Origin of the sequence: Tabrizicola aquatica (assembly GCF_002900975.1) — a bacterium.
In the GTDB taxonomy this organism is placed as follows: domain Bacteria; phylum Pseudomonadota; class Alphaproteobacteria; order Rhodobacterales; family Rhodobacteraceae; genus Tabrizicola; species Tabrizicola aquatica.
Genome location: NZ_PJON01000001.1, coordinates 832744 through 858228, shown reverse-complemented (window position 1 = coordinate 858228; position 25485 = coordinate 832744). Strand labels below are relative to the sequence as shown.

Sequence of the window (25485 nt, the reverse complement as noted above, 5' to 3'; positions counted from 1 at the left end):
TTCCAGAAAGGCGCCCGGCCCGAAGGCCGGGCGCGCGGTGTCAGGCCAGGGCTTCCATCACGCCGCCGGTGGGGATGTTCGGTGCGGTCTGGTTGTCGACGACGACGAGGCTGAAGCTCCCATCCTCGGCCCGGCGCCACTGGCCGCCCACAAGCTGGGTCTTGCAGACGTTGGTCGCGGCGAAGGGGGGCAGGCCGGCGCCATCCCAGGCAATCTTGCCGACCATCGTGTCCATGCTGGTCGCAGCGATGGCGGCGGCGACGCCTTCGCGGTCGGTCACATCGGAGGCGCGGCCCATCACGTTGGTCGCGACTTCGAACAGCGAGTGGATGAAGCCGATCGGCTGGGTCCAGGGGCGCTGGGTCTGGGCGGTAAAGTCGGCCGCGAGGTCCGCCGCCGACTGGCCGGTCAGCGAGGAGGAGAACGGGTGGGTGTTCGACCACCAGACCTCGGACGACAGGTTGTGGCCGGCTTCCCCCAGGGCTTCGACCGACTGCGGGAATAGGATGGCCTTGGCGACGGTGATGATCTTGGGGTTGAAGCCCTGCTGGATCGCCTGGTTCCTAAAGGTGGTGAAGTCGGGCGGGATCACGACGCCGGTCACGATCTCGGCGTTGGCGGCCTTGAAGGCGTTGATCTGGGCGCTGAAATCGTCGGTCAGGTTCTGGTAGCGGCCGGGATCGGTCAGGGTATAGCCCTGCGCCGCGAAGCCGGGGCCGACGCCCACGTTCGGATCACCCCAGGCATTGCCGTCGCCGTCATTGGGGAAGAGGCCGCCGACCGCCTTGTTGGTGGGGATCTGGTTCCACATGTTCAGGAACACGGCAATCACATCCTCCAGCCCCCAGAAATAGTGGAAGGCGAAGTCGAAGGGTTTCCACGATGCCGGGTCGCCGGGGTTGCCCTGCTGGCCGATGAACCAGGGCTGCCAGGGCGCCTTGGTCGAGATGACGGGCATCCCTTCCGCCTCGCAGGTGGTGGCGACGGGGTTGGTATTCTCGGGCGTGGAGGCGACGAGCATCAGGTCGATTTCGTCGTCGACGATCAGTTCCTTGGCCACTTCCGCCGCGCGGTTCGGGTTGGACTGGCTGTCCTTGACGATGACCTCGAAGTTCTTGCCGGCCTCGGTCGCAAGGAAGGCGTTGATGTTGTAGGCGTCGCTTTCGGCGAAACCGGCCAGCGGGCCGGATTGCGGGCTGACATAGCCCAGCTTGATCTTGGCCCCTTGCGCGATGGCGGGGGCGGCAAGGCCCGAGGCGGCAAGCGTCAGGCCCGTCGCGGCGGAGTTGCGCAGGAATTTCCGTCTGGTCAGCATGGTAGTCCTCCCTTTATGTCAGCTTGCGGGGCGTGTGCCGGTGAAGGCCGCCTGCAAGAGGTTGCGGATGTCGGCTTCGGTGAAGGGGCGCGGGTTCCAGTATCTGTTCTTCATCGCGATTTCAGCGGCGCGGGGCAGGTCGGCCTCGGCCAGGCCCAGGTCGGCCAGACGCAGGGGCGCGCCGGTCGCCTTGGCAAAGTCCCAAAGGCCCGCGCCGGTGGGCGTGCCGAACACCTCGGCGATAGGGGCCAGAAGGTCGGGGACGGCCACGGCATTGAAGGCGGTGGTATGGGGCAGCAGGACGGCGTGCGTCTCGGCATGGGGCATCCCGAAACTGCCGCCAAGGACATGCGCGAGCTTGTGGTGCAGCGCCATGGTAACCTGGCCAAGCGTGGTAGAGCAGCACCATGCGGCGAAAAGCGCCTCGGCCCGCGCGTCGCGGTCGGTGGGGTCTTGCACCAGACGGGGGATCGCCGTCTTGAAGGCGCGCATGGCGTCGCGGCACAAGGCTTCGATCACCGGATTGCGGTCGGGGGCATAGAAGCCCTCCATCGCGTGGGCGATTGCGTTCAGGGCGGACGTGACGGTCAGGCCGACCGGCAGGGTCAGGGTCAGGTCGACGTCGTAGATCACCACCTCGGGCCGGATCGCGGGGTCACGGCGGGTGGTCTTCTCGCCCCCGGCGGTTTCGCCCAGGATGTCGGTCATCTCGGAGCCGGCATAGGTCGTCGGGATGGCGATCTGGTCGGCGCCGGTGCGGACGGCGATGGCCTTGCCAAGGCCGGTGGTGGAGCCGCCGCCAAGGGAGATCACGCAATCGGCCTCCATGGCACGAAAGGCTTGGACGGCCTGTTCCGTCACCTCGACCGGGGTGTGCATGGCCGCCCCGGCAAAGACGCCGGCGGCCTTGTCGCCCAGCCGGTCGGCGAGGGTTTGGGCGTCGTCCTCCTGGTTCGGGGTCGAGAGGACCAGCGCGCGGGAATGGCCAAGGCGGGCGAGTTCGTCGGCGGTCTGGGCGATGGTGCCAGAGCCAAAGACAACGCGGGTGGTGATGCCGGGAAAGGTGAAGGCGCGGGTCATCGGGGGGCCTCCAGCGTGACGGGGCGGTCTTGGGCGAGGGCGGTCAGGACTGCGGCAAGCATGGCGCGTTCGGGGGGCGAGACTTCGTGGCCCCGGCCGGGGAAGAGGTCGGCGCGCAGGGCCGCGCCCTGGGTGCCAAGTTCGGCAGCAGCTTCGGCAAAGGCCGAGACCGGAATCCAGGGGTCGGCATCGCCGCCCGAGAGATAGACCGGCAGGCTGCGGGGCAGGGCACGGGGCCGGGCGTCGGCGGGCTGGCCAACGCGGCATCCGGTGAAGGCCAGTACGGCCTCAACCGGGTCGTGGCCGGTGAAGGCGTGTTCCAGCGACAGGCAGGCCCCCTGCGAGAATCCGGCCAGCACCACGGGCCGGGCGGATTGCAGCCGGACCTGGCCGATGATCCGGGCGAGACCATCCAGCGCCGTGGACAGTTCGGCCAGGGTCGCGTCGGTCAAGGGGTCGATGGCGCGGGCCGCATACCAGCTGCCGCCAGGGGCGCGGGGCAGGACCCAGGCCACGCCGTCCAGCGGCAGATGCCGGACCACATGGTCCAGCATCGCCTCGGGCGACTGGCCCCGGCCGTGGACGAGGACGCAGGTGACCTGCGCCTTGTCCAGGGCCGTGCCGGTATGCAGCAGGTCAAGCGTCACTGGAACGCGGCCTCTTCCAGGCCCTGCATCAGTTCGGCGCGCCGATCCTCGAACCACGGCGGGAACACCAGCGACTTGCCGATGGCATCGGGTGCTTCGTCCTTGGCCCAGCCTTCCGGCACGGTCCAGGCGATTTCGAACAGGGCACCGCCGGGGGAGCGCACATACATCGACTTGAAGTAGTTGCGGTCCTTCTGTTCCGAGACGTCGGTGAAGCCCATGCCTTCCAGCCGCGCCTTCAGGGCGTACTGGTTTTCCTCGTTCCCGGTGTTCAGCGCCATGTGGTGGATGGTGCCGCCCGCCAGCATCCAGGTGCCCTGCTTGGAGGTGCGGTCCTCCAGGATCTCGACCACGGAATGGGGGCCTAGGTTGTCGGGGACGGAGTACATCCGGCCTTCGTCGGTCTTGGCCTCAAGCGTCAGACCCACGCCGCCTTCGACGAATTCGTTCATCGAATCCAGGTCGAACACCGCAATGCCGCCGCCGTAGATGCCACGGATGGCGGTCTGTTCGGTGGTGCCCTGCGCCGGGTTCACGATGGCGGGGCGGGTATCGGCGGGGTTTTCCACCAGTTCGTGCGGGATGCCGCAGGTATGGGCAAAGACCACGCGGGTCAGGCCAAAGCGGGTCGTCTTGGTCGCGGGGACGCCCTTGCCATTCAGCCGGTCGACCCAGTAGTCCGAAGACCCGACCGGGATCGACTGCATGATCGTCCGGCTTTGGTTCGTCCCGCGCCGGCCGTAGATCGCGGGCTTGCGGAACGGGAAGGTGGTGATGATGGTCGACGCCTCACCATGCTTGGAGCCGTAGTAGAGGTGGTAGACCGGGATCGTCCCGTCGAACAGCACGGTGCGCTTGATCGAGTAGAGACCCAGCGTCTTGGTGTAGAAGTCGAAATCCTCCTGCGCGCCGTCGGTGGACAGGGTGAGGTGGTGGTAGCCGCTGACAAGTGCCTTGGCCATCTGGTGTCCTTTCAAGAGAGGGTTTCAGGGGTCGCCCCGCCCGCGTGGCCATCGCGGACAAGGACCAAAGTCAGATCCAGCGCATGTTTCGCGGCCGACCCGGGTGGCAGGGCGCGAAACTGGGCCAGAAGTTCGGGCCGCACGCCAAAGAGCGCGTCGCGGCCGATCGCCGGGTCGTCCCGGTCGAAAACATGGGTGACCAGCGTGCGAAAGCCGGGGGCGGTCACCTTGAAATGCACATGCGCGGGGCGCTCCAGCCGCAGCCCCAGCGCGTTCAGCAGGCGGCCGACGGGGCCGTCCTCGGGCAGGAAGTAGCCGCGCGGCTTCACCGTGCGGAACTGCAGCCGGCCATCGGCATCCGCACGCATCCGGCCGCGCAGGTTGAATTCGGGCTGCAGGTCAGGGTCCTGGTTTTCGTAAAGCCCGTGCGCGTTGGCCTGCCAGACATCCACCAGCGCCCCGGCAATGGGCGCGCCGGCAAGGTCGGTGACGTGGAGCGAAACCGCCATCGCCTCGCCCACCCCGTCGCGCGACAGGTCGGCGCCGGGCGGCAGTTCCGGCACGTCATCGCGCCAGAAGGGGCCGGGCAGGGTGATGGGGGTCGCACCTTCGGGGCAGGGGGTGTTCAACTCCTCGACCCGGGTCGAGACGCCGATCACATCGGCCAGCAGCACCCATTCCTGCCGCCGCGCGTCCGAGGCATGGCCGATCTCGGTCAGGAAATCGACGACCGCCTGGAACTCCGCCGCCGAGGGCTGCAACTCGTCCACCAGTTGATGCACCCGGGCGATGATCGCCAGGAAGGCCGCGCCAAGGCGCCCGTCGGACCTGGCGCCGGAACTGGCCGCAAGGCGCTGGCCGATCTCGCCCAGCACGTCCTTTTGCGCTGTTTCGGGTGCGGTTCCGTCCATCCTGGCGCGGGCCTCCCCTCCCGCAGGAAGAAACATGCGGCCGGGATGCAGGTTGTTGAATGAAAATTGCGCGGGCTACTATATCATCCTGGTATGAAATTGAACGAATCCCATCTCATGCAATTGGCGGCGGTGCTGGACGCCGGTACGATCAGCGGTGGCGCGCAGGCTTTGGGCCAGACCCAGCCGGCGGTCAGCCGGTCATTGGCGATGCTGGAGGCGCGGATCGGCCAGCCCCTGTTCATCAAGGGCAAGCGGCCGTTGCAGCCGACGCCGCTGGCGGCGCAGCTTGCGGCGCATGGGCGGGCGATGCTGGCGGCCTCACGCCGGGCGACGGATACGGTCAAGGGGTTCCTGTCCGGCACCAAGGGGTTGGTGCGGGTGGGGGGCGTGCCCTTCTTCATGGATGCGATGATCAGCCGGATGATCGCCGACTTTCAGAACATCGAGCCGGATGTGACGGTCCAGCAAAGCTATGGCAACCTGCCGGACCTGGCGGCGGCGCTGGAAGATGACCTGATCGACCTGGGCATCGTGCCGATGGGCCTGATCGAGGCGGGGCCAGGGTTCGAGTTTCTGGAAATCCTGCCCGGCCGCAATATCGTGGCCTGCCGCACCGGCCATCCCTTGCTGCGCAAGCGGCGGCTGCAAATGTCGGACCTGACCGATTACCCTTGGGTCGCGCCGCTGCCCGGGTCGCCGCTGATGTCGGACCTGCACTCGATCCTGCTGACCATCGGCATGTCCGAGGTGACGATCCGCTATTCCGGCGGCAGCCTGATGAGCGTGATCAACTACATGGCCGAAACGAATGCGCTGGCGGTGCTGCCGTTCTCGGTCGTCTTTGCGCAGAGGAAAGAGAATCGGATCGCCGTCCTGCCGCTGGACATCCCGCAGCCGAACCGCAGCCTTGGCATCCTGCGCCGGTCGGGCAGCGCGCGGTCACAGGCGGCGGACCGCTTTGCGCTGCACATCACGACGGCGTTCGAGGACCTGAAGCACCTGATCAAGCGGCACGAGAATGCCGTGGTCTGGGGACGTTAGGGCGCGGTGGTTTCCGTCTCCATCGCCGGGCAGGCGATTTCCAGACCTTCGGCCCAGATCACCTCATCCTCGGCGAAGCGCAGGGTGAAGATGCGGGCCTCGGCCAGGACTTCCAGCCGCACCAGATCGCCATCGGCCAGACGCTCGGCCGGCAGGACGGCGACGGGCGTGCCATAGACCGCCATCGCGCGCCAATCGCGGATCACGATAGGGGTGCCGGGGGCGACCAGGAGGTCCTGTTCCGGCCGGTCATGGCCCAGGGTCGAGGCCGAGAAGCGCACCACCGCCAAGGCCCGGCGCTTGGAGACCGACACCGATCCCAACCGCCGCGCGCCGGAGCGGGTGATGACACGGTCGCCAGGCTCCAGAAACTCGACCGGGAGGACGCCGTCCAGCGTGCGGACCATCGTCCCGGACAAAAGACCCACGGGCTGCACCCCGTCCTCGTCCCGCCCGAACTGCCGTGCCGTTGCTTCCATGGTAACCACCCACGCCTTGCCACTGGACCTTGACTAGGGGCGGTTTGTGTCCCGCTTTCGGTCCGGCTTTGCTTTTTTCGCGGCAGTTGTGGCGCGATGGGGCGGGGGCTGCGGCAGAAATGCGGCGGCGATTGCCTCTCGCCCCCGGCGCGCGGCTTTGCTAGAAGGGCACCCGTGCGGGTGTGGCGAAATTGGCAGACGCACCAGATTTAGGTTCTGGCGCCGCAAGGCGTGGGGGTTCAAGTCCCTCCACCCGCACCACGACGGCCTTTGGCGGGCCGCGAATTACCCCTTACACCGGCGGGAAAGCTTTGCTAGAAGGCGCGCGACAAAGCGCGGGGCACAGCCTTCGCGTTCGCGAACTATTGCGCCCAGGCGCCCGAATGATCGAGGAAGGACACCCCAGCATGCAGGTCACCGAGACCCTGAACGAAGGCCTCAAGCGCGGCTACACCATCACGGTGACGGCGGCCGAACTGGACGCGAAGGTCCAGGAAAAACTGCTGGAGGCGCAGCCCGAGGTCGAGATCAAGGGCTTCCGCAAGGGCAAGGTGCCGCTGGCGATCCTGAAAAAGCAGTTCGGCCAGCGCATCCTGGGCGACGCGATGCAGGAAGCCATCGACGCCGCCATGCGCGACCATTTCGACAAGACCGGCGACCGCCCGGCGCTGCAGCCCGACGTGAAGATGGTTGGCGGCGAAGAGTGGAAAGAGGGCCAGGATGTCGTGGTCGAGATGACCTATGACGCGCTGCCCCCGATCCCGGATGTCGATGCCGGCAAGCTGAAGCTGGACCGTCTGATCGTGAAGGCCGACGACAAGGCCATCGACGAGGCGCTGGAGAATCTGGCCGGTTCGGCCAAGTCCTTCGACGACCGCAAGAAGGGCGCCAAGGCCAAGGATGGCGATCAGATCGTGATCGACTTCAAGGGCTCGGTCGATGGTGAGCTGTTCGAGGGCGGCTCGGCCGAGGATTATCCGCTGGTGCTGGGCTCCAAGTCCTTCATCCCGGGGTTCGAGGACCAGCTGGTCGGCGCGAAGGTCGGTGACGAGGTTTCGGTGAATGTCTCGTTCCCGGAAAACTATGGCGCTGCCCATCTTGCCGGCAAGGCTGCGGTCTTTGCCTGCACTGTGAAAGCGGTGAAAGAGCCGAAGGCAGCCGAGATCGACGACGAGCTGGCCAAGAAGTTCGGTGCCGAGGATCTGGCCGGGCTGAAGGCCCAGATCGCCGAGCGTCTGGAAGCCGAATACAAGGGCGCTGCCCGCGCCGTGATGAAGCGCGCGCTGCTGGATCAGCTGGACGGCCTGGTCAAGTTCGACCTGCCCGCGAACCTGGTCGAGGCGGAAGCCAACCAGATCGCCCACCAGCTGTATCACGAAGAACATCCGGACGATCACGGCCACAACCACGGCGCGATCGAGCCGACGGACGAGCACAAGAAGCTGGCCGAGCGCCGGGTGCGTCTGGGCCTCCTCCTGGCTGAAATCGGCCGCAAGGCCGAGGTCACCGTGACCGATGCCGAAATGACCCAGGCCGTGCTGGCCGCCGCCCGCCAGTATCCGGGGCAGGAGCGTCAGTTCTTCGAATTCGTGCAGAAGAACGCCCAGATGCAGCAGCAACTGCGCGCGCCGATCTTCGAGGACAAGGTCGTGGATCACATCGTGGCCCAGGCCAAGGTGACCGACAAGGAGATCTCGAAAGAGAAGCTTCAGAAGGCCGTCGAGGCGCTGGACGAAATGTAATCTGCCCGCCAGGGCAGAAGGATCAGGCCGCGCCTTCGGGTGCGGCCTTTTCGCTTGCAGGGGCTGACGGCGCGCGGATCACCACCAGACCTGCGGCGACAATCACCGCAATGCCCAGCCAGCCAAAGCTATCGGGGAAGTCGCCCCAGACCAGCCAGCCCCAAAGCACGGCCCAGAACATGAAGCTGTACTCGAACGGCGCGACGCTGGGGGCGGGCGCGATGCGGTAGGAATGGGTCAGCAGCGTCAGGCCGAATGCCGCGATCACGCCGCAGGCGGCCATCAGGGCAAGGTCGGTCGCATCCGGCATCACCCAGTGCCGGGTCAGGAACGCCAGAGACGGATGCGCCGCCCCGGCATATGTCCCGGTGCCATAGACCGCCGACAAGGCCAGCGCGCAGAACAGGAAACACAGGTTACCCCAGAAGGCCATCGCCGCCACCGTCTCGGTCCGGCCCAGGGGGCGCGCGGCGACCATGGCCAGCGCATAGCCGAGGGCGCCCAGAACCGGCAGCAGGGCGGCCAGGTCAAACCCCTCGCTGCCCGGTTTCACGATCAGAAGCACCCCGGCAAATCCCGCCGCCACCGCCATGGCCGAGCCGAAGCCGACCCGTTCGCCCAGAAACAGCGCGGCGGACAAGGTGATGAACAGCGGCCCGGTGAAATACAGCGCCACCGTCTCGGCCATCGGCAAGCTGGCGAGGCCCAGATAATAGGCGGCATAAGCGACAAAGCCCAACAGCCCGCGCGCCAGCATCTTCGGCCAGCCCGGCGTGGTGATGGTGGAAAGCCGGCCGTCGAACCACCAGACGATGGCCAGATGAAAGGGCAGGGCGACCAGGCTGCGCAGGACCATGGCCTGATGCAGCGGATAGTCGCCGGAAAGCTGTTTCAGGATCAGATCCTGCACGGAAAAGACCGCGATTCCCGTGGTCAGGGCCAGGATGCCTTGGGTGGTGGCTGACATGCGCATCTGCCGGACGCTAGGCTATGCCGCCCGCCCGGCTGTCCTGTGCCCGACAGCGCCTTGTCAAAGCGCGGCAATCCTTTGCGCCGTCTCGGGCATCCGCGCCAGCGTCGCGCCGATATGGGCCCGCCATTGTGGCCCGCGCGTCATCGCGTCCTCGTAGGCTTCTCGCAACTCATCGGGGCGGTCCTCGGCCAGTGCCTCGACAAGGAGGGCGGCCTGGGCCCGGTCCTTGCGCGACTTGAGTTGGTCTGCGCCAGCCCGCCGCCGATCCGCGACGATCAGCTTGTGGACGGCATAGCGTTCCGGGCGCGGGATCTGGACCAGCACGCCGGAGCGATAGAGCGCGACCGCCTTGATCGGCCCCGCGATCAGGAAGTTCAGGAAATGCAGTGACCGAGCCTCCACCCCCAGGGAGGGCAGGTCGCGGATGTCCTCCTCAGGCCGGAACGAGGGGGTAAGAAATTCAACCAGCAGGTCGGAACGGGTCTGTCGCCATTTCCAGATCGATCGGCTGCCAAGGGATGGCACCTGGGCGAAGTCCAGGGCCTGAAACCCTTCGGCCAGCGGGGCCTCCACTTCATCTCCCAGGGCCAGAGACAACCGTTCAAACTGGGCGATGTCCATGTCACCTGTCTGGGCCAGGTCTTCTCCGGGGATGCGGATGCCCAACTCTCCCTCGTAAAGTCGGAAGGCTTGGGTTCCTACAAGCGTGCCCCCAAGCCGGAACACGCCCAGCCGCTCCATCGTCAGGAGGAAAGAGCCGACTGACGCGTCCGTGCTAAGCATCCCGCATGCGCGAAGGGTGCGGACCAGCTCCGTCCGTTTCTGGTTCCGCGCCTTCCTTTCTTTTGCAAGGACTGACGCCCGCGTCAGGCGCTCGGACAGGTCCGGAGTGTCTTCGCCGATATAGGCTTTGCGGACGCTCGAACCGACGCGATGGACATCATACCAATAGGCCCGACCATTGCGGATTTCGCGGGTCGGTGTGCCGCGAAGGGTCGAAGCCTGTTCATCAAGCAAGCTGCGGAGCAGGTCTAGGTATGCCGAGTTGGCGATCAGACTGTGACGCTGCATTTTGTACAACAATTGTTGCGTTTGTTGTACATACGCGATGTGCAACAAAAATCAAGATTGTTGTACATGGCTGGCTGCAAAGAAAAACCGCGCCCGGTTGCCCGTACGCGGTTCCCAAACCCCTGAAGGGGAAAGACTTATTCGTCCGAAGCGGCAGCGCCCATTTCGTCGAACAGCTCGGCGATTTCGAACTCTGCTTCGGCTTCCGCTTCGGCGGCGAGTTCGGCAATCGACTTGCCCGACGCCTGCAGCTCGGCCTCTTCGACCGAACGGGCGACGTTCAGCTGAATCTTCACCGTGACTTCCGGGTGCAGACGCACGGAAACCGTGTGCAGGCCCAGGTCCTTGATCGGCTTGTCCAGGACGACCAGGGTCCGGCCGACGGTGAAGCCCGCCTCGGTCGCGGCTTCCGCGGCGTCGCGCGGGGTGACCGAACCGTACAGAGCACCGGCATCCGATGCCGAACGGATCACCACGAAGGTCTGGCCGTCCAGCTTGGCGCCGACAGCTTCGGCCTCCTTGCGGGTTTCCAGGTTGGTGGCTTCCAGCTGGGCTTTCTTCGTCTCGAACGACTTGATGTTCGAGTCGTTGGCGCGCAGCGCCTTGCCCTGCGGCAGCAGGTAGTTGCGGGCGTAACCGTCCTTGACGTTGACGACTTCGCCCATCTGGCCAAGCTTGGCCACGCGTTCCAGAAGGATCACTTGCATGTCATGTGCTCCTTATTTCACGGCATAGGGCAGCAGGGCCAGGAAGCGGGCGCGCTTGATGGCCTGGGCCAGTTCACGCTGCTTCTTCGCCGAGACTGCGGTGATGCGGGACGGGACGATCTTGCCGCGCTCAGAGATGTAGCGCTGCAGCAGACGCGTGTCCTTGTAGTCGATCGCCGGAGCGTTGTCGCCCGAGAAGGGGCAAACCTTGCGGCGGCGGAAAAACGGCTTGTTCGCCATGGTCTATTCCTTTCCTCAGATCAACGACGCGGAGCGCCGAACGACGGACGCTCGCCGCGGTCACCACGGTCGCCACCAAAGCTGGGCCGTTCGCGACGTTCGCCGCCAAAGCCACCCCGGTCGCCGCGATCGCCACGGTCTTCGCGCTCGTCCCGCTTCTGCATCTGCACCGAGACGCCTTCGGCATGCTTGTCGACCTTGATGGTCAGGACGCGCATCACGTCGTCGTGCAGGCGCATCAGGCGTTCCATTTCCTGAACGGCCGACGCGGGCGCGTCCGACTTCAGGAAGGCATAGTGGCCCTTGCGGTTCTTGTTGATCTTGTAGGCCATCGTCTTGACGCCCCAGTACTCGTTCTCAACGACTTTGCCGCCGTTGTCCGCGAGGACGGTCGAGAAGTGTTCGATAAGGCCTTCGGCTTGCGCGTTGGACAGATCCTGGCGCGCGATGAAGACATGCTCGTAAAGAGGCATGCGGGCTTCCTTCGTTTCAGGGCGGCTTCATAGGACGGGCAGACCTTGCCGCGGCCCGTCCACGAGAGGCATCGCCGGTTCGTGGGTAATGCGGCAAGGATGCGGCCTTATACAGGGGATTGCTGCGCGCGCAAGGAAAATGGGCGGGATGTTTCGGCCGGCCCGCCGCACATGACAATCGCGTCAGTCGCTGTTCATTTTCGAACAGTCAGCCTTCCGCCGTGCCGAATTGCCGCAGCGCAGCGTTCACGGGCATTGAGGCAGTGTCAACTGGCCGACCGGCCTGCAATGAAGGTGACCCATGACCCGTTTCGCTACCCTGGCCGCTTTGGCCGTCCTTGCCGCCGCCCCCGCTTTCGCCGAGGCCGAGAAGTATACGCTGGACGCCAGCCACAGCCAGATCGTGTTCAGCTACAACCATCTGGGCTATTCGACCAACTGGGGCATGTTCTCGGGCTTCAACGGCGAGATCATGTTCGACCAGGCGAACCCTGCGGCCTCGGCGGTCACGGTGTCCTTCCCGGTCAAGACCATGCTGACCGGCTGGCAGGAGCGCTTTGATCACTTCATGTCGGCGGACTTCTTCGGCGCGACCGATGAAGAGATGGTGACCTTCACCTCGACCGCGATCGAGGTGACGGGCGACACCACCGCCAAGATCACCGGCGACCTGACGCTGAATGACGTGACCAAGTCGGTGGTGCTGGACGCCGTGCTGAACCAGGTCGGCGATCACCCGATGGCGGCAAAGCCCTGGGCCGGGTTCTCGGCCACGACCACGCTGGTGCGCAGCGAGTTCGGCCTGGGCGAGTTCGCGCCCTTCGTCAGCGACGAGGTGCAGGTCCAGATCTCGATCGAGGCGATGAAAGCCGAGTGATCGGTTCCATGGCATGACAGGGGCCGCCCGCGACCTGCGGGCGGCCCTTTGCTTTGGGGGCCGGGTGGGCGGATCGCCCACCTTACGCCCGAACCGGGTGACCTGACGGGTGGGCAAGGTGATGGGCGTAGGGTGGGCGATCCGCCCACCGTCCCGGCCAAAACGAAAGGGCATCCCGAAGGATGCCCTGCCGTCCCGTGAAGGGAAGAAATGCCTCAGGCGGCTTCCGAGATGAACTTCACCGCGTCGCCGAAGGTCTGGATGGTTTCGGCCGCGTCGTCCGGGATCTCGATGCCGAACTCTTCTTCGAAGGCCATGACCAGTTCCACGGTGTCGAGCGAATCCGCACCGAGGTCGTCGATGAACGAGGCCGATTCCGTCACCTTGTCCTCTTCGACGCCCAGATGCTCGACGACGATCTTCTTCACGCGATCAGCGATGTCGCTCATGTCCGTTCCTCTATCCTGGCGGGGCTGCCCCGGCCTTACAGTATCTGCCCGTTGCCGGGCGGTTGCCTTCCCGGACAGCCGCCCGGTCCGAATTCCCGCGCCTATAGCAAGGGTCGCGCCGCATGGCAAACCCTTTAACCTGACCTTGCGCCGGCGGCGGCGCAGAGCGGTTGGGTCAGATCATCGCCATGCCGCCGTTCACGTGCAGCGTGGCGCCCGTGACATAGCCAGCCTCGGGTGCCGCAAGGTAAAGGACCGCAGCCGCGATTTCCTGCGGCGTGCCCATCCGGCCGGCCGGAACCGCCGTCAGGATGCCGGCGCGCTGCTGGTCGTTCAGCTTGTCGGTCATCGCCGTCTCGATGAAACCGGGCGCCACGCAGTTCACGGTGATTCCCCGGCTTGCCACCTCGGCCGCGAGCGACTTCGACAGGCCCACCATCCCCGCCTTGGACGCGGCATAGTTGACCTGGCCCGGATTGCCCGTGGTCCCCACCACCGACGAGATGTTGACGATCCGCCCCCAGCGCGCCTTCATCATGCCGCGCACGGCAGCGCGGCAGAGGCGAAAGGTCGCCGTCAGGTTCACGTCGATCACCGCCTGCCAGTCCTCGTCCGACATGCGCATCACCAGCCCGTCACGGGTGATCCCGGCATTGTTGACCAGGATGTCGACCGCGCCCATCGCCTCGGCGGCGCGCTTGACCAGGCCCTCGACATCGGCCGGGATCGACAGGTTGCAGGGCAGGACATGGGTGCGCGCGCCAAGCTCGGCCGCCAGCGCCTCAAGCGGTTCCGTCCGGGTGCCCGAAAGCCCCACCGTGGCCCCAGCGCCATGCAGCGCGCGGGCGATCTCGGCCCCGATGCCGCCGGAAGCGCCGGTCACCAGCGCGGATTTGCCTGTCAGGTCGAACATCGCTTTCTCCTATCCCTTGGCCGCGGCCACATCGTCCGGCGAGCCAATCGCCCGCGTCGCAGCACCCGAGGCGATGCGCTTGATCATCCCGGACAGCGCCTTGCCCGCACCGATTTCCCAGAATTCCGTCACCCCGGCCTTTTCCATCCAGAGCATGCTTTCCCGCCAGCGGACCGAGCCGGTGATCTGCGCGATCAGAAGGTCCATGATCCGGTCAGGTTCCATCACCGCCTCGGCCCGGACGTTCACCACGACGGGCACGATGGGCTTGGAAATCGGAACGGCGGCCAGCGCCTCGGCCATGACATGGGCGGCGGGCTGCATCAGCGCGCAGTGGAAGGGCGCGCTGACCGGCAGGATCAACGCGCGTTTCGCGCCGCGCGCCTTGGCGATCTCGACCGCGCGCTCCACGGCGGCCTTGTGGCCCGAGACCACGACCTGAGCGGGGTCATTGTCATTGGCCGCCTGGCAGACCTCGCCCTGCGCCGCCTCAGCCGCCACCGCGACAGCCGTCTCGAAGTCCAGGCCCAGAAGGGCGGCCATAGCGCCGACACCAACCGGCACGGCCTCTTGCATCGCCTGGCCGCGGATGCGCAGCAGCCGCGCCGTGTCGGCCAGGGTCAGCGCCTGCGCCGCGCAGAGGGCGGAATATTCCCCCAGCGAGTGCCCGGCGACGAAGGCCACATGCTCCATCCCCAGCCCCTCGGCCTCCAGCGCCCGCAGCGCGGCGATCGAGGTGGCCATCAGCGCGGGCTGGGCGTTCTGGGTCAGCGTCAGCTCGGCGATGTCGCCCTCCCAGATCAGGGTGGACAGCTTTTCGCCCAAGGCGGCGTCGACCTCGTCGAAGACGGCCCTTGCGGCGGGATAGGCCTCGGCCAGGGCGCGGCCCATGCCGATCACCTGGGCCCCCTGGCCCGGAAAGACGAATGCGCGGCTCATGGTTCCCCCGAAATCCTGTGCAATTGCGGTCCGGGATACCGCGCCCGCCGCCCTTGCGCAATCGCCCGCCGCACAGGGCCTGTGCGAAGCCCGCGCTGCCCGGGGGCGGGTGTTCTCTGCTATGGTCTGGCAGTAACCAATGCCAGAGGTCCCCATGCCCGCCCGCAACACGGCCCAAAGTTTCGGCACCGTCACCCGCGCCTTTCACTGGCTGACGGCGCTGTTGATCCTGACCGCAATCCCACTTGGGGTGATCGCCAACCAGCTGCCCTATGACACGGCCGAGGCGCTGGCGCTGAAGGCGCAGCTCTTCTCGGTCCACAAGACGCTGGGGGTGGCGGCCTTCCTTTTGGGGGCCGCGCGCATCCTTTGGGCGCTGGTCGAGCGTCATCCCGCGCCGCTGCACCCCGAACGCCGGGGAGAGCTGACGCTGGCCGGGATGGTGCATTGGCTGCTCTATATTTCGCTGGTGGTCGTGCCGCTGTCGGGCTGGGTGCATCATGCCGCCGTGACCGGATTTGCGCCGATTCTCTGGCCCTTTGGTCAGGGTCTGCCCTTTGTCCCGCAGTCCGAGGCGGTGGCCCAGGTGGCGGGGGCGGTGCACTGGGTCTTCACCAAGGTGATGGCCGCGGCGATCCTTCTGCACATCGCGGGGGCCTTGAAGCACCACTTCATCGACCGCGACGCCACGCTGCGCCGGATGCTGCGCGGGGTGGCTGCGCCCGATCAGCCTGTGGCGGGCAAACGTCGTCTGGCCCCGCTGGCGCTGGCGCTGGTGGTCTATACCGCCGGTGCCGGGATCGCGGCGCTGCTGGTGCCGCAGACGCAAACCCTTGCCGCCGTGGCGCTCCCGGCCGAACCCGCTGCGGCCGAGGCCGGGGCCTGGACGGTCGAGGCCGGAACGCTGGCCATCGGCGTGCGCCAGATGGGGGCCGAGGTTTCCGGCAGTTTCGCGGGTTTCATTGCCGACATCCGCTTTGACGAGGCCGCGACGGGTGGCGCATATGGTGAGGTGACCGTGACCGTGGACCTGGCCAGCCTGACGCTCGGCAGCGTGACGAAACAGGCGCTGGAGCCTGAGTTCTTCGATGTGGCGAACCATCCCACCGCGGTCTTTCGTGCGCCCCTTCTGGCCGAGGGCGAAGGCTATGTCGCTGACGGCACCCTTACCTTGCGCGGCGTCGAGCGGCCGGTGCGGCTGCCCTTCACGCTTACCCTGGACGGCGACGTCGCGGTGATGCGCGGCGAGACCACGCTGGACCGGCGCGAGTTCGGGATCGGGCAAAGCTATGGCGACGAGGCCTCGGTCGGGTTTCCGGTGGTGGTGCGGGTCGAACTGACCGCCCGCCGCCCGCAGTAAACAGGGTGGGCGGATCGCCCACCCTACACCCTTTCCCGCACCTGACGCGCCGCGCGGGAGTAGGGTGGGCAATCTGCCCACCGTCCCGCCGCTGTTCACCCCCGCACAGCCCCCGCGCGCCTGGCCGGGATGCACTTCGCGCCCCCGGACCCTACCTTTCCGTCAAAGGAGATCGCCATGTGGAACCCGCTGCTCGACGCATCCATCCCGATCGGTGACCAGGTCGATTCGATCGAGACCGTCATCGTCCCCCGCGCCCGCGACCTTGGCGGTTTCGAGGTGCGCCGCGCGCTGCCTTCGGCCCAGCGGCAGATGGTCGGGCCCTTCATCTTCTTCGATCAGATGGGCCCGGCCGAGTTCCTGACCGGCCAAGGCATCGACGTGCGCCCGCATCCACATATCGGTCTGGGCACGGTGACCTATCTGATGAGGGGCCGACTGCACCACCGCGATTCCTTGGGCACCGACCAGTGGATCGAGCCTGGGGCCGTGAACTGGATGCTGGCGGGGCAGGGGATCACCCACTCCGAGCGGACCGATGGTCCCGCCCGGCAGGCGCCCTTGTCGATGTTCGGCCTGCAGACCTGGCTTGCCCTGCCGAAAGATCGCGAGGAGGACCAGGCCGGCTTTCTGCATCTTGGCCGCGAGGCGCTGCCCGAGCTGCAGGGCGAGGGGAAAGAGGTCCGCCTGATCCTGGGTCACGCCTGGGGCGAGGAGGTGCCGCTGGCCATGCCCTCCGAGGTCTTTTACGCCGATGCCCGCCTTGCCCCCGGTGCGGCGATTCCCTTGCCCGACGATCACGAGGATCGCGGGGTCTATGTGCTGGACGGCGACGTCACCTGTGCCGGGCAGGTTTTCGAGGCCGGCCGGATGCTGGTTTTCCGCCCCGGCGACCGGGTCTCGGTCCGCGCGGGTGACCGGGGGGCGCGGCTGATGCTGCTGGGCGGGGCCACGATGGATGGGCCGCGCTTCATCTGGTGGAACTTCGTCGCCTCCTCGCGCGAGAAGATCGACGCCGCGCGCGAGGCCTGGCGGGCCGGGGACTGGCAGCACGGTCGCTTCCGCCTGCCGCCCTCGGACGACGGCGAATTCATCCCCGCGCCGGAGCGGTGAAATTTCGCATCGGGGGCCATTGACGGCGGCAAAGCTGTTCAGTATCACGCCCCCACGTTCGGGAAACCGGACGAAAGATCGCGCGGTGGTAGCTCAGTTGGTTAGAGTACCGGCCTGTCACGCCGGGGGTCGCGGGTTCGAGCCCCGTCCACCGCGCCATCCTTCCCCCTGATGCAGTTGTTCGGGATGTGTCCACGCTGGACACGTCCCGAACTGCTTTGGTTTCAAGGGTTTGCCCGTGGGCGTTCAGGAAGCGTTAAGCGTGTTTGCGGCGGGGGCGGTGCAGCGGGGCGCTTGGTTTTCAGCGGATCACCGCACAGGGTTTCCTGGTGGTCCTGCGGCGCCCGGGCACGCGTGACGCAATCGCTGCGCGATTGGCCGGCAGGAGGTGCGTGAAATCACGCACCCTACGGGAGTTCCGGTGTGGCGCGCGGGCGGCGGGCAGAGCATATCTTGACGCCTATCTTTTGAGGGCGACGGAAACGCCGGCCCGGGCTGCGGTTTCCGGCTTGACGCCCCGGGCGCGACGCACTATCCCGCCCCCATCGCGCGGTGGTAGCTCAGTTGGTTAGAGTACCGGCCTGTCACGCCGGGGGTCGCGGGTTCGAGCCCCGTCCACCGCGCCACTTCCCCCCCCCAAGTCCCGATATGGTCATGGTTTCCAGCCTCGCTGACGCGGGGTGATTGTGCTTTCAAGGCGTTCATCCATCGCCACGAGGTCACACATGCTGCGCCTGTCTCTTGCCACCCTCCTCGGCCTTGCCGCAGGACCCGCTCTCGCCGGGGGCGTCAGCCTGCCGCCCCAGTTCGACGGAACCTATGCGCCCGAGGGGATTCCCTGCGACTCGGCGCTGGTGGTGCAGGTGGCGGGCGACACGATCCTGGGCGGCGACGGGGCGATGGAGGTGACGGACCTGATCGAGGTGCCCGGCGACCCGAACACGGTGGAAGTGTCGCTGATCGTCAGCGGCGGCGGCGGGAGTTGGGCCGAGTCGGCGGTGATGACGCTGGCGGGGGATGGGCAAAGCCTGCGCCTGGTCTACCCGGATGGGGGCGAAGTCACCTGGGCGCGCTGCGGCTAGCCGGCTTGCCGGGGCGCAGCGGTGCGGCTATGGGTCCGGCCATTGGCGCGGGCCATCCGCGCGGGGGACCGTACATGGCGCTTTTGGACAAGATTCCGCTGTCGATCCTGCTGATCGCCGCGCTGACGCTGGGCCTTGCCCCTTTCGTGCCCGAGCCGCATCTCTGGGAAAAGCTGAAGCTGCTGGTTGCGGGACAGCTGGTGCAGCCGGTCGATATCTTCGACCTGTTGATGCATGGCGCGCCCTGGCTGCTGTTGGCGGCCAAGCTGGGTCGCATGGCCGCCACGCGATCCCGCTAAAGCGTCATGCGATAGCGGATGTGGCCGTCATTGTCGCAGAACTGGTCATAAAGGCGGCGTGCGGTAGCGTTCTCGATCTCGGTCAACCAGTAGAGGCGGCGCCAGCCGTTGCTGCGGCCGATCGCAACCAGATCCTCGATCAGCGCGCGGCCAAGGCCCTGACCGCGGGCTTCGGGCGCGACGTAAAGGTCTTCCAGATAGCCGTCATCGCCCAGGACCCAGGTCGAGGGGTGGTGCTGGTGGATGGCAAAGCCCTGCGGCCGGCCGTTCAGCCAGGCCAGCCGCGCGGTCAGGGGGTTGGCCGGGTCCATCAGGCGGACCCAGGTGAAATCGGTGACCTCGGCGGGTAGGGTCAGGCCGTATCCGTCGCAGAACCCCTGCCAAAGTCGGCGGAAATCGCTTTCATCCGAATGGGTTGCGTCGCGAACCTCAACCATCACGCGATCCGCGCCAGGATGCGGGCCCAGGAGCGGATGCCCTTGTGGAAGCTTTCCACATCATACTTTTCGTTCGGTGAGTGGATGTTGTCGTCGTCCTTGCCGAAGCCGACCAGCATCGCATCCATGTCAAGGATCGTCTTGAAATAACCCGCGACCGGGATCGACCCGCCCGAGCCGATGAAGGCCGCGGCCTTGCCCCATTCGTCGGTCAGGGCCTGACGGCTGGCCTCGAAGGCGGGGTCGCCGATTTCCATGACGCTGGCCGGCGCGCCGTCGATGCCGTCGTGCCAGACGATCTCGCAATCGGCGGGGATCTGGGCTGCCGCCCAGGCGCGGAAGGCGTGCAGGATCTTGGCGGGGTCCTGCTGCGAGACCAGGCGGAAGCTGACCTTGGCATGGGCCTCGGAGGGCAGGACGGTCTTGAAGCCCGCGCCGTTGTAGCCGCCCCAGGTGCCGTTCACCTCGGCCGTGGGGCGGGACCAGATCATTTCCAGGGGCGTGCGGTCCTGCTCGCCGGCGGGGATCGACAGGCCCACATCGCCCAGGAAGGCGGCATGGTCGAAGGCCAGCGCCTGCCACTGTTGGCGCAAGGTGTCGGGCAGTTCGGCCACATCGTCGTAGAAGCCCGGCACCTGCACGCGGCCGGTGTCGTCATGCAGGGCGGCCAAGAGCTTGGCCATCACATGCAAGGGGTTGCGCGCGAGGCCGCCATACATGCCGGAATGGAGGTCGCGGTTGGCGGCGCGGATGGTGAATTCCGACTTCGCCAAGCCCCGCAGCATGGTGGTGATCGCCGGGGTCTTTTCGTCATAAAGCCCGGTGTCGCAGATCAGCGCCAGGTCGCAGGCCAGTTCGGCGCGGTTCGCTTCCAGGAAGGGAATCAGCGAGGGCGAGCCTGATTCCTCCTCTCCCTCCAGAAAGATCGTCAGCTTTCCGGGCAGTTTGCCGTGGACAGCCTTCCAGGCCCGGCAGGCCTCAAGAAAGGTCATCAGCTGGCCCTTGTCGTCGGAAGACCCACGGCCGCGGATGACCCGGCCCTTGGCGGTGTCCTGCACCTGCGGGTCGAAGGGCGGGCGGTCCCAAAGGTCCAGGGGATCGACCGGCTGCACGTCGTAGTGGCCGTAAAAGAGGATATGGCGCGCGCCTTCGCCACCGTGGCCCACGACCATCGGATGACCGGGTGTCGCGGCGGCGCGGGCCTGAAAACCCAGCGTTTCCAGGTCGTTGACCAGCCAGTCGGCCGCCCGGGCACAGTCGGACTTGTAGGCCGGGTCGGTCGAGATCGAGGGGATGCGCAACAGCTCCATCAGCCGGTCCAGCGCCTGGGGCAGGGTGTCGTCGATGCGGGCAAGCACGGCATCAAGGGTCATCGGGGGGCTCCGGGAAATGTGATCAAAGTGCAGCCTATCAGGCGGCGGGGGACTGTCCAGAGCGGGCGGCCTGCGTTAAGACAGGGGCCGGGGCGACAATTCGCCCCCTTGGCCCGGGCACGGGCTTGACCGAAATCAAGGCACGATTGCAGGCGGGCTGGCAGCCTGTCGCAAACCGGACCGAGGACGCCATGGATTACAGCACCGCCATCGAGGCCAGCCTGCAACGCCTGCACGACGAAGGCCGCTACCGCACCTTCATCGACATCGAGCGCAAGCAGGGCCATTTCCCCCATGCGGTCTGGACGCGGCCCGACGGCAGCCAGAAGGACATCACCGTCTGGTGCGGCAATGATTATCTGGGCATGGGCCAGCACCCCGAGGTTCTGGCGGCGATGCACCAGGCGCTGGACGCGACCGGGGCGGGGTCGGGCGGGACGCGCAACATCAGCGGCACCACGGTCTGGCACAAGCGGCTGGAGGCGGAACTGGCCGACCTGCATGGCAAAGAGGCCGCGCTGGTCTTTACCAGCGCCTATGTCGCCAATGACGCCACGCTCTCGACGCTGCGGGCGATCTTTCCGGGGCTGATCATCTATTCCGACGCGCTGAACCACAACTCGATGATCGAGGGCATCCGCCGCGGCGCGGGGGAAAAGCGCATCTTCCGGCACAACGATGTGGCGCACCTGCGCGCGTTGCTGGCCAAGGACGATCCGGCGGCGCCGAAGCTGATCGCCTTCGAATCGATCTACTCGATGGATGGCGACTTTGGTCCCATCGCGGAAATCTGCGATCTGGCCGAGGAATTCGGCGCGCTGACCTATATAGACGAGGTCCATGCCGTCGGCATGTATGGCCCGCGCGGGGCAGGGGTTGCGGAACGCGACGGCCAGATGCACCGGATCGACATCATCAACGGCACGCTGGCCAAGGCCTATGGCGTCTTTGGCGGCTATATTGCTGCAAGTGCGAAGATGGTGGACGCCGTCCGGTCCTATGCGCCGGGCTTCATCTTCACCACCAGCCTGCCGCCGGCCGTGGCGGCCGGTGCGGCGGCCTCGGTCCGCTTCCTGAAGGGCGAGGGCGGGCGCGCCTTGCGTGACAAGCACCAGACCCAGGCGCGGATCCTGAAGGCCCGGTTGAAGGCGATGGGCCTGCCGATCATCGACCACGGCACACATATTGTGCCGGTTCATGTCGGCGACCCCGTCCATTGCAAGCTGATCTCGGACATGCTGCTGGAAAACCATGGCATCTATGTGCAGCCGATCAACTATCCCACCGTCCCGCGCGGCACGGAACGGCTGCGCTTCACCCCCTCGCCAGTGCATGGGCCGGACCAGATCGACCGGCTGGTCCGGGCGATGGACGGCTTGTGGAGCCACTGTGCGCTGAATCGCGCCGAGGCCGTCGCATAGGGCATACTGCGTGTGCAAAAGCCCTTGTCCTATGCTACCGTTTCGCCAATACGAAAAGTGAGTGAGTCGCACGGTGGGGCGGCTACACCGTAGGGACGCACCGAAGGGGACAGGGCGCAGAATGATCGGTTGGAGGTCGAAACCTTCGACAACCGAAGAGGACAAGCCAAAGGGCTTTGACGACTTCGAGTTGCGTCTTGGCGATCTGATGCGGGGCGAACGCGCCACGCTTGGCAAGTCGTTGCTGGATGTCCAGCGCGAGTTGAAGATCAAGGCCACCTATATCGCCGCCATCGAGAATGCCGATCTTTCGGCATTCGAGACCCCGGGCTTCGTGGCCGGCTATGTCCGTTCCTATGCGCGCTATCTGGGCATGGACCCGGAATGGGCCTTCGAACGCTTCTGCGGCGAGGCGGGCTATGCCGTGTCGCATGGGCTGTCCTCGGGGGCCTCGGCCCAGCATGTCGTGAAGGCCCGCGCCCGATCCGAATTTTCCGACCCGCTGGGCAATCCCAACGCCAGCTTCATCCCGCGCGGCGAGGCGATCTGGGCGCAGGTCGAACCCGGTGCCATCGGGTCCATCGCCGTGCTGGTCGCGCTGATCGGGGCCATCGGCTATGGCGGCTGGTCGGTGCTGCAGGAAGTGCAGCGCGTGCAACTGGCCCCGGTCGATGAGCCGCCCAGCGTGGTGGCGCAGATCGATCCGCTGTCCGAGGCCGGAACCTCTGCCTCGGCACTGGTGGCGACGCGGCCGGGCGAAACCGGCGCGGGCGCTGAAACGGCGGACGGCTCGGATGTGATGGATCGGTTGTACCGGCCGCAGGCGCTGGACGTGCCGGTTCTGACCTCGCGCGATGGGCCGATTGCGGCGATTGACCCGCGTGAAACCGGGGTTCTGGCCGGCGCGCCCTCGGGCACTCCGGTCGAACTGGCGCTGGAGCAGGCGCTTGGCGAAGAGGTGCAGGTCGTGGCCGAGGCGCAGCAGGGCGTCGAGGTGCTGGCGGTGCGTCCGGCCTGGGTCATGGTCAATGCGGCGGACGGCACGGTCCTGTTCGAAAAGATCCTGGATGCCGGCGAGCGGTATACCGTTCCGCCGCTGGAAGAGCCTGCGGTGTTCCGCACCGGCAATTCGGGCGCGGTCTATTTCCTGGTCGCTGGCCAGATGGTCGGCCCCGCTGCCCCTGGCGCGAATGTGGTGAAGAACATCGCCCTGTCGCCCGAGGCGCTGGTGGAAAGCTTTGCCACCGCCGACCTGACGCAGGACCCCGACCTGGCCAAGTTCGCCACGGCGGATGCGACCGGGCTGGCCCCGACCGAACCCGTCACCGAATAGTGCGCGCCCCGTTGCCGCCGGGCGCGGCTGCGCCTATCCTTCACCGCAGCATCGCAGCGGAGCCTGACCCATGACCCACAATCCCATCCGCCCCTGGCGCAACATCCAGCGCCGGCCCTCGCGGCAGATCCGGGTGGGCAAGGTGCTGGTGGGCGGCGATGCGCCGATCAGCGTGCAGACGATGACCAACACGCTGACGACGGATGTCGCCGGGACGATCGAGCAGATCCAGCGTTGCGCAGTGGCGGGTGCGGATATCGTCCGCGTCTCGACCCCGGATGAGGACTCGACCCGCGCGCTGAAGGAAATCGTGGCGGAAAGCCCGGTGCCGATCGTCGCGGACATCCATTTCCACTACAAGCGCGCCATCGAGGCGGCCGAGGCGGGGGCTGCCTGCCTGCGGATCAACCCCGGCAACATCGGCGACGCCCGCCGCGTGGCCGAGGTGGTGCGTGCGGCGAAGGACCACGGCTGCAGCATCCGCATCGGGGTGAATGCCGGGTCGCTGGAGCGGCACCTCTTGGAGAAGTATGGCGAACCTTGCCCGGATGCCATGGTCGAATCCGGTCTGGATCATATCAAGCTGTTGCAGGACAACGATTTTCACGAGTTCAAGATCAGCGTGAAGGCCTCGGATGTGTTTCTGGCGGCGGCGGCCTATCAGCAGCTTGCCGATGCCACCGACGCGCCGATCCATCTGGGGATCACCGAGGCGGGGGGCCTGGTCTCGGGCACGGTGAAGTCGGCTGTCGGGCTGGGCAACCTGCTTTGGGCCGGGATCGGCGACACGATCCGGGTCAGCCTGTCCGCCGATCCGGTGGAAGAGGTCAAGGTCGGCTTCGAGATCCTGAAGTCGCTGGGTCTGCGGCACCGGGGGGTGACGATCATCTCGTGCCCGTCCTGCGCGCGGCAGGGGTTCGACGTGATCAAGACCGTCTCGGCGCTGGAAGAGCGGCTGGCCCATATCACCACCAGCATGAGCCTGAGCATCATCGGCTGCGTGGTGAACGGCCCGGGCGAGGCGCTGATGACCGACATCGGCTTTACCGGCGGTGGGGCGGGCAAGGGGATGGTCTACCTTGCGGGCAAGCAGGATCACACCTTGGCCAATGACCGGATGGTCGAGCATATCGTCGAACTGGTCGAGAAGAAGGCGGCCGAGATCGAGGCGGCCGAGAAGTTGGCGGCGGAGTGACCGGACCCTCCTCGTGCGACTTCGTCTTCTCGTCGGAGGGGCAGCGAGGAGTGACGAAGTCATCGACGAGCGGAGGCCGGGCCTAATCCTCGCCCAGCTCTTGCGCCAGGTGATCGATGAAGGCGCGCAGGCGGGCAGTCACGGATTGCGCGGAGGGATAGACGAAGTAGATCGCCTTGCGGGGCGTCGACCAGTCCGGCAGGACGCGGACCAGGCGACCCTCGGCGATTTCGGCCCGGGCGATGAGACCTGGCAGGGCGGCGATCCCGGCCCCGGCCACGACGGCATCGCGCACGGCCAGGTGTGACCCCAGCCGCAGCGGCGGGGCATAGGGCAGGGTGACCTCCTCGGCGCCGTTCTGCAGCGGCAGCCCGCCGGACCAGATCATCGCCAGCCCCACCAGCGGAAAGCGCAGCAGGTCGGTCGGGTGGTGAAGGGTTGCAAGGTCGGGCAGGCTGGGCGCGGCCACCAGCATCGCCTGCCCATGCAGCAAGCGCCGGGCAACCTGGCTGGAATCTTCCAGCGGGCCAAAGCGGATGCAGCCGTCGAAGCCTTCTTCCAGAAGGTCGGGCGTGCGGTCAAGGAAGTGGATCTCCAGCGTCACCTCGGGATGCAGCCGGCGGAAGCTGGCGGCGATGGGACCAAGCAACAGGTTGCCGATCACCTGCGGCACCGCCAGTCGCAGATGACCGCGCGGGGTGCCGCCGGATTCGCCCAGGGCGCGGCGGATATCCTCGGCCTCGCCCAGCAGGCGGTCGGCGCGGGCGGCCAGAACCTCACCCTCTTGCGTCGGGCGCAGGGTGCGGGTGGAGCGTTCGATCAGCCGCACCCCCAGGTCGGCCTCAAGGTCGGCCACGCGTTTCGACAGCGTCGATTTCGGCACACGCAGCGCCAGGGCCGCAGCCGAGAACGAGCCTTCGCGCAGAACAGCGCGAAAGCCGCGGAGGGCGGAAAGGTCGAGGTCATTATCCATTAATGTGGACACACCTTGCAGGAATGACGGTCTGGTGCAGGATTGTGGATTTCGGCATGATGCGCAAGAGCAGATCA

At 66.7% G+C, this 25485-nt stretch carries 27 protein-coding genes and 3 tRNA genes; 13 read left to right on the top strand and 17 right to left on the bottom strand.

Annotated features, from left to right (window positions below):
- Positions 1–40: 40 nt before the first annotated feature.
- The 5 genes from CXR42_RS04190 to CXR42_RS04170 are packed head-to-tail and all read right to left on the bottom strand — an operon-like array spanning position 41 to position 4915.
- Complete coding sequence (locus tag CXR42_RS04190) at positions 41–1315, bottom strand: ABC transporter substrate-binding protein (RefSeq protein WP_103256223.1); 1275 nt, start codon at positions 1313–1315, stop codon at positions 41–43.
- Between the two features lie 18 nt (positions 1316–1333).
- On the bottom strand, positions 1334–2395 hold the full coding sequence (locus tag CXR42_RS04185) for a maleylacetate reductase (RefSeq protein WP_103256222.1): 1062 nt from the start codon (positions 2393–2395) through the stop codon (positions 1334–1336).
- Positions 2392–3042 (bottom strand): alpha/beta hydrolase, encoded by a 651-nt coding sequence (locus CXR42_RS04180; protein WP_103256221.1) that lies wholly within the window; start codon positions 3040–3042, stop codon positions 2392–2394. The genes CXR42_RS04185 and CXR42_RS04180 overlap by 4 nt, the downstream gene beginning before the upstream one ends.
- A complete protein-coding gene (locus CXR42_RS04175) occupies positions 3039–4004 on the bottom strand; it encodes a VOC family protein (RefSeq protein ID WP_103256220.1) in 966 nt (321 codons plus the stop codon). The genes CXR42_RS04180 and CXR42_RS04175 overlap by 4 nt, the downstream gene beginning before the upstream one ends.
- A gap of 11 nt (positions 4005–4015) precedes the next feature.
- Entirely contained in the window at positions 4016–4915 is a 900-nt protein-coding gene (locus CXR42_RS04170; protein WP_103256219.1) for a dioxygenase family protein, read from the bottom strand.
- A 93-nt stretch (positions 4916–5008) separates the two neighbouring features.
- On the opposite strand from CXR42_RS04170, the gene CXR42_RS04165 reads away from it, so the two are divergent.
- The gene (locus CXR42_RS04165) at positions 5009–5959 is read left to right on the top strand and encodes a LysR family transcriptional regulator (protein WP_103256218.1); all 951 of its coding nucleotides are present in this window, start codon (positions 5009–5011) and stop codon (positions 5957–5959) included.
- On the opposite strand, the gene CXR42_RS04160 is transcribed toward CXR42_RS04165, so the two are convergent.
- Positions 5956–6438: a Hint domain-containing protein gene (locus CXR42_RS04160; protein WP_103256217.1), complete on the bottom strand. Its 483-nt coding sequence runs from the start codon at positions 6436–6438 to the stop codon at positions 5956–5958. The two genes, CXR42_RS04165 and CXR42_RS04160, sit on opposite strands and share 4 nt — an antisense overlap.
- Positions 6439–6614: 176 nt before the next feature.
- On the opposite strand from CXR42_RS04160, the gene CXR42_RS04155 reads away from it, so the two are divergent.
- A tRNA-Leu gene (locus CXR42_RS04155) sits at positions 6615–6699 on the top strand.
- Positions 6700–6845: 146 nt separating this feature from the next.
- Positions 6846–8180: a trigger factor gene (gene tig / locus CXR42_RS04150; RefSeq protein ID WP_103257015.1), complete on the top strand. Its 1335-nt coding sequence runs from the start codon at positions 6846–6848 to the stop codon at positions 8178–8180.
- Positions 8181–8202: 22 nt separating this feature from the next.
- Here tig and CXR42_RS04145 read toward each other — a convergent pair whose 3' ends face one another.
- From CXR42_RS04145 to rpsF, 5 genes are all read right to left on the bottom strand, one after another.
- On the bottom strand, positions 8203–9147 hold the full coding sequence (locus tag CXR42_RS04145) for a DMT family transporter (protein ID WP_180995963.1): 945 nt from the start codon (positions 9145–9147) through the stop codon (positions 8203–8205).
- A gap of 63 nt (positions 9148–9210) precedes the next feature.
- The gene (locus CXR42_RS04140) at positions 9211–10269 is read right to left on the bottom strand and encodes a nucleotidyltransferase family protein (protein WP_342749197.1); all 1059 of its coding nucleotides are present in this window, start codon (positions 10267–10269) and stop codon (positions 9211–9213) included.
- Positions 10270–10361: 92 nt separating this feature from the next.
- Positions 10362–10931 (bottom strand): 50S ribosomal protein L9, encoded by a 570-nt coding sequence (rplI, locus tag CXR42_RS04135; RefSeq protein WP_103256214.1) that lies wholly within the window; start codon positions 10929–10931, stop codon positions 10362–10364.
- Between the two features lie 12 nt (positions 10932–10943).
- Positions 10944–11171 (bottom strand): 30S ribosomal protein S18, encoded by a 228-nt coding sequence (rpsR, locus tag CXR42_RS04130; protein ID WP_103256213.1) that lies wholly within the window; start codon positions 11169–11171, stop codon positions 10944–10946.
- Positions 11172–11191: 20 nt separating this feature from the next.
- On the bottom strand, positions 11192–11644 hold the full coding sequence (rpsF, locus tag CXR42_RS04125; protein WP_103256212.1) for a 30S ribosomal protein S6: 453 nt from the start codon (positions 11642–11644) through the stop codon (positions 11192–11194).
- A 301-nt stretch (positions 11645–11945) separates the two neighbouring features.
- Between rpsF and CXR42_RS04120 the strand changes: the two genes are divergently transcribed.
- Positions 11946–12521, top strand: a complete 576-nt coding sequence (locus CXR42_RS04120; RefSeq protein ID WP_103256211.1) for a YceI family protein — start codon at positions 11946–11948, stop codon at positions 12519–12521.
- Positions 12522–12736: 215 nt separating this feature from the next.
- Here the strand turns inward: CXR42_RS04120 and CXR42_RS04115 are convergent, their stop codons facing one another.
- The 3 genes from CXR42_RS04115 to fabD all read right to left on the bottom strand — a co-directional run bounded on the left by CXR42_RS04115 (position 12737) and on the right by fabD (position 14822).
- The gene (locus tag CXR42_RS04115) at positions 12737–12970 is read right to left on the bottom strand and encodes an acyl carrier protein (RefSeq protein WP_103256210.1); all 234 of its coding nucleotides are present in this window, start codon (positions 12968–12970) and stop codon (positions 12737–12739) included.
- Positions 12971–13145: 175 nt separating this feature from the next.
- Positions 13146–13883: a 3-oxoacyl-[acyl-carrier-protein] reductase gene (gene fabG / locus CXR42_RS04110; protein WP_103256209.1), complete on the bottom strand. Its 738-nt coding sequence runs from the start codon at positions 13881–13883 to the stop codon at positions 13146–13148.
- A gap of 9 nt (positions 13884–13892) precedes the next feature.
- On the bottom strand, positions 13893–14822 hold the full coding sequence (gene fabD, locus CXR42_RS04105; RefSeq protein WP_103256208.1) for an ACP S-malonyltransferase: 930 nt from the start codon (positions 14820–14822) through the stop codon (positions 13893–13895).
- Between the two features lie 154 nt (positions 14823–14976).
- Between fabD and CXR42_RS04100 the strand changes: the two genes are divergently transcribed.
- The 6 genes from CXR42_RS04100 to CXR42_RS04075 all read left to right on the top strand — a co-directional run bounded on the left by CXR42_RS04100 (position 14977) and on the right by CXR42_RS04075 (position 18676).
- Positions 14977–16182 carry a cytochrome b/b6 domain-containing protein gene (locus CXR42_RS04100; RefSeq protein WP_103256207.1) on the top strand — a complete coding sequence of 402 codons (1206 nt, stop codon included), beginning with the start codon at positions 14977–14979 and terminating at the stop codon, positions 16180–16182.
- Between the two features lie 177 nt (positions 16183–16359).
- The gene (locus tag CXR42_RS04095) at positions 16360–17295 is read left to right on the top strand and encodes a pirin family protein (protein ID WP_103256206.1); all 936 of its coding nucleotides are present in this window, start codon (positions 16360–16362) and stop codon (positions 17293–17295) included.
- A gap of 82 nt (positions 17296–17377) precedes the next feature.
- Positions 17378–17454, top strand: a tRNA-Asp gene (locus CXR42_RS04090).
- A gap of 390 nt (positions 17455–17844) precedes the next feature.
- Positions 17845–17921, top strand: a tRNA-Asp gene (locus CXR42_RS04085).
- Between the two features lie 99 nt (positions 17922–18020).
- Positions 18021–18377 (top strand): hypothetical protein, encoded by a 357-nt coding sequence (locus CXR42_RS04080; protein ID WP_103256205.1) that lies wholly within the window; start codon positions 18021–18023, stop codon positions 18375–18377.
- Between the two features lie 74 nt (positions 18378–18451).
- Positions 18452–18676 carry an RND transporter gene (locus CXR42_RS04075; protein WP_103256204.1) on the top strand — a complete coding sequence of 75 codons (225 nt, stop codon included), beginning with the start codon at positions 18452–18454 and terminating at the stop codon, positions 18674–18676.
- On the opposite strand, the gene CXR42_RS04070 is transcribed toward CXR42_RS04075, so the two are convergent.
- The gene (locus CXR42_RS04070; protein WP_103256203.1) at positions 18673–19113 is read right to left on the bottom strand and encodes a GNAT family N-acetyltransferase; all 441 of its coding nucleotides are present in this window, start codon (positions 19111–19113) and stop codon (positions 18673–18675) included. The genes CXR42_RS04075 and CXR42_RS04070 overlap by 4 nt on opposite strands.
- The gene (locus CXR42_RS04065; protein ID WP_103256202.1) at positions 19113–20486 is read right to left on the bottom strand and encodes a M20/M25/M40 family metallo-hydrolase; all 1374 of its coding nucleotides are present in this window, start codon (positions 20484–20486) and stop codon (positions 19113–19115) included. The genes CXR42_RS04070 and CXR42_RS04065 overlap by 1 nt, the downstream gene beginning before the upstream one ends.
- Positions 20487–20677: 191 nt before the next feature.
- Between CXR42_RS04065 and hemA the strand changes: the two genes are divergently transcribed.
- The 3 genes from hemA to ispG all read left to right on the top strand — a co-directional run bounded on the left by hemA (position 20678) and on the right by ispG (position 24435).
- The gene (gene hemA, locus CXR42_RS04060; RefSeq protein WP_103257014.1) at positions 20678–21907 is read left to right on the top strand and encodes a 5-aminolevulinate synthase; all 1230 of its coding nucleotides are present in this window, start codon (positions 20678–20680) and stop codon (positions 21905–21907) included.
- 121 nt (positions 21908–22028) lie between these two features.
- A complete protein-coding gene (locus tag CXR42_RS04055) occupies positions 22029–23240 on the top strand; it encodes a helix-turn-helix domain-containing protein (protein WP_103256201.1) in 1212 nt (403 codons plus the stop codon).
- A 70-nt stretch (positions 23241–23310) separates the two neighbouring features.
- The gene (gene ispG, locus CXR42_RS04050; RefSeq protein ID WP_103256200.1) at positions 23311–24435 is read left to right on the top strand and encodes a flavodoxin-dependent (E)-4-hydroxy-3-methylbut-2-enyl-diphosphate synthase; all 1125 of its coding nucleotides are present in this window, start codon (positions 23311–23313) and stop codon (positions 24433–24435) included.
- Positions 24436–24517: 82 nt separating this feature from the next.
- On the opposite strand, the gene CXR42_RS19260 is transcribed toward ispG, so the two are convergent.
- The gene (locus CXR42_RS19260) at positions 24518–25408 is read right to left on the bottom strand and encodes a LysR family transcriptional regulator (protein ID WP_180995961.1); all 891 of its coding nucleotides are present in this window, start codon (positions 25406–25408) and stop codon (positions 24518–24520) included.
- Positions 25409–25485: the final 77 nt, after the last annotated feature.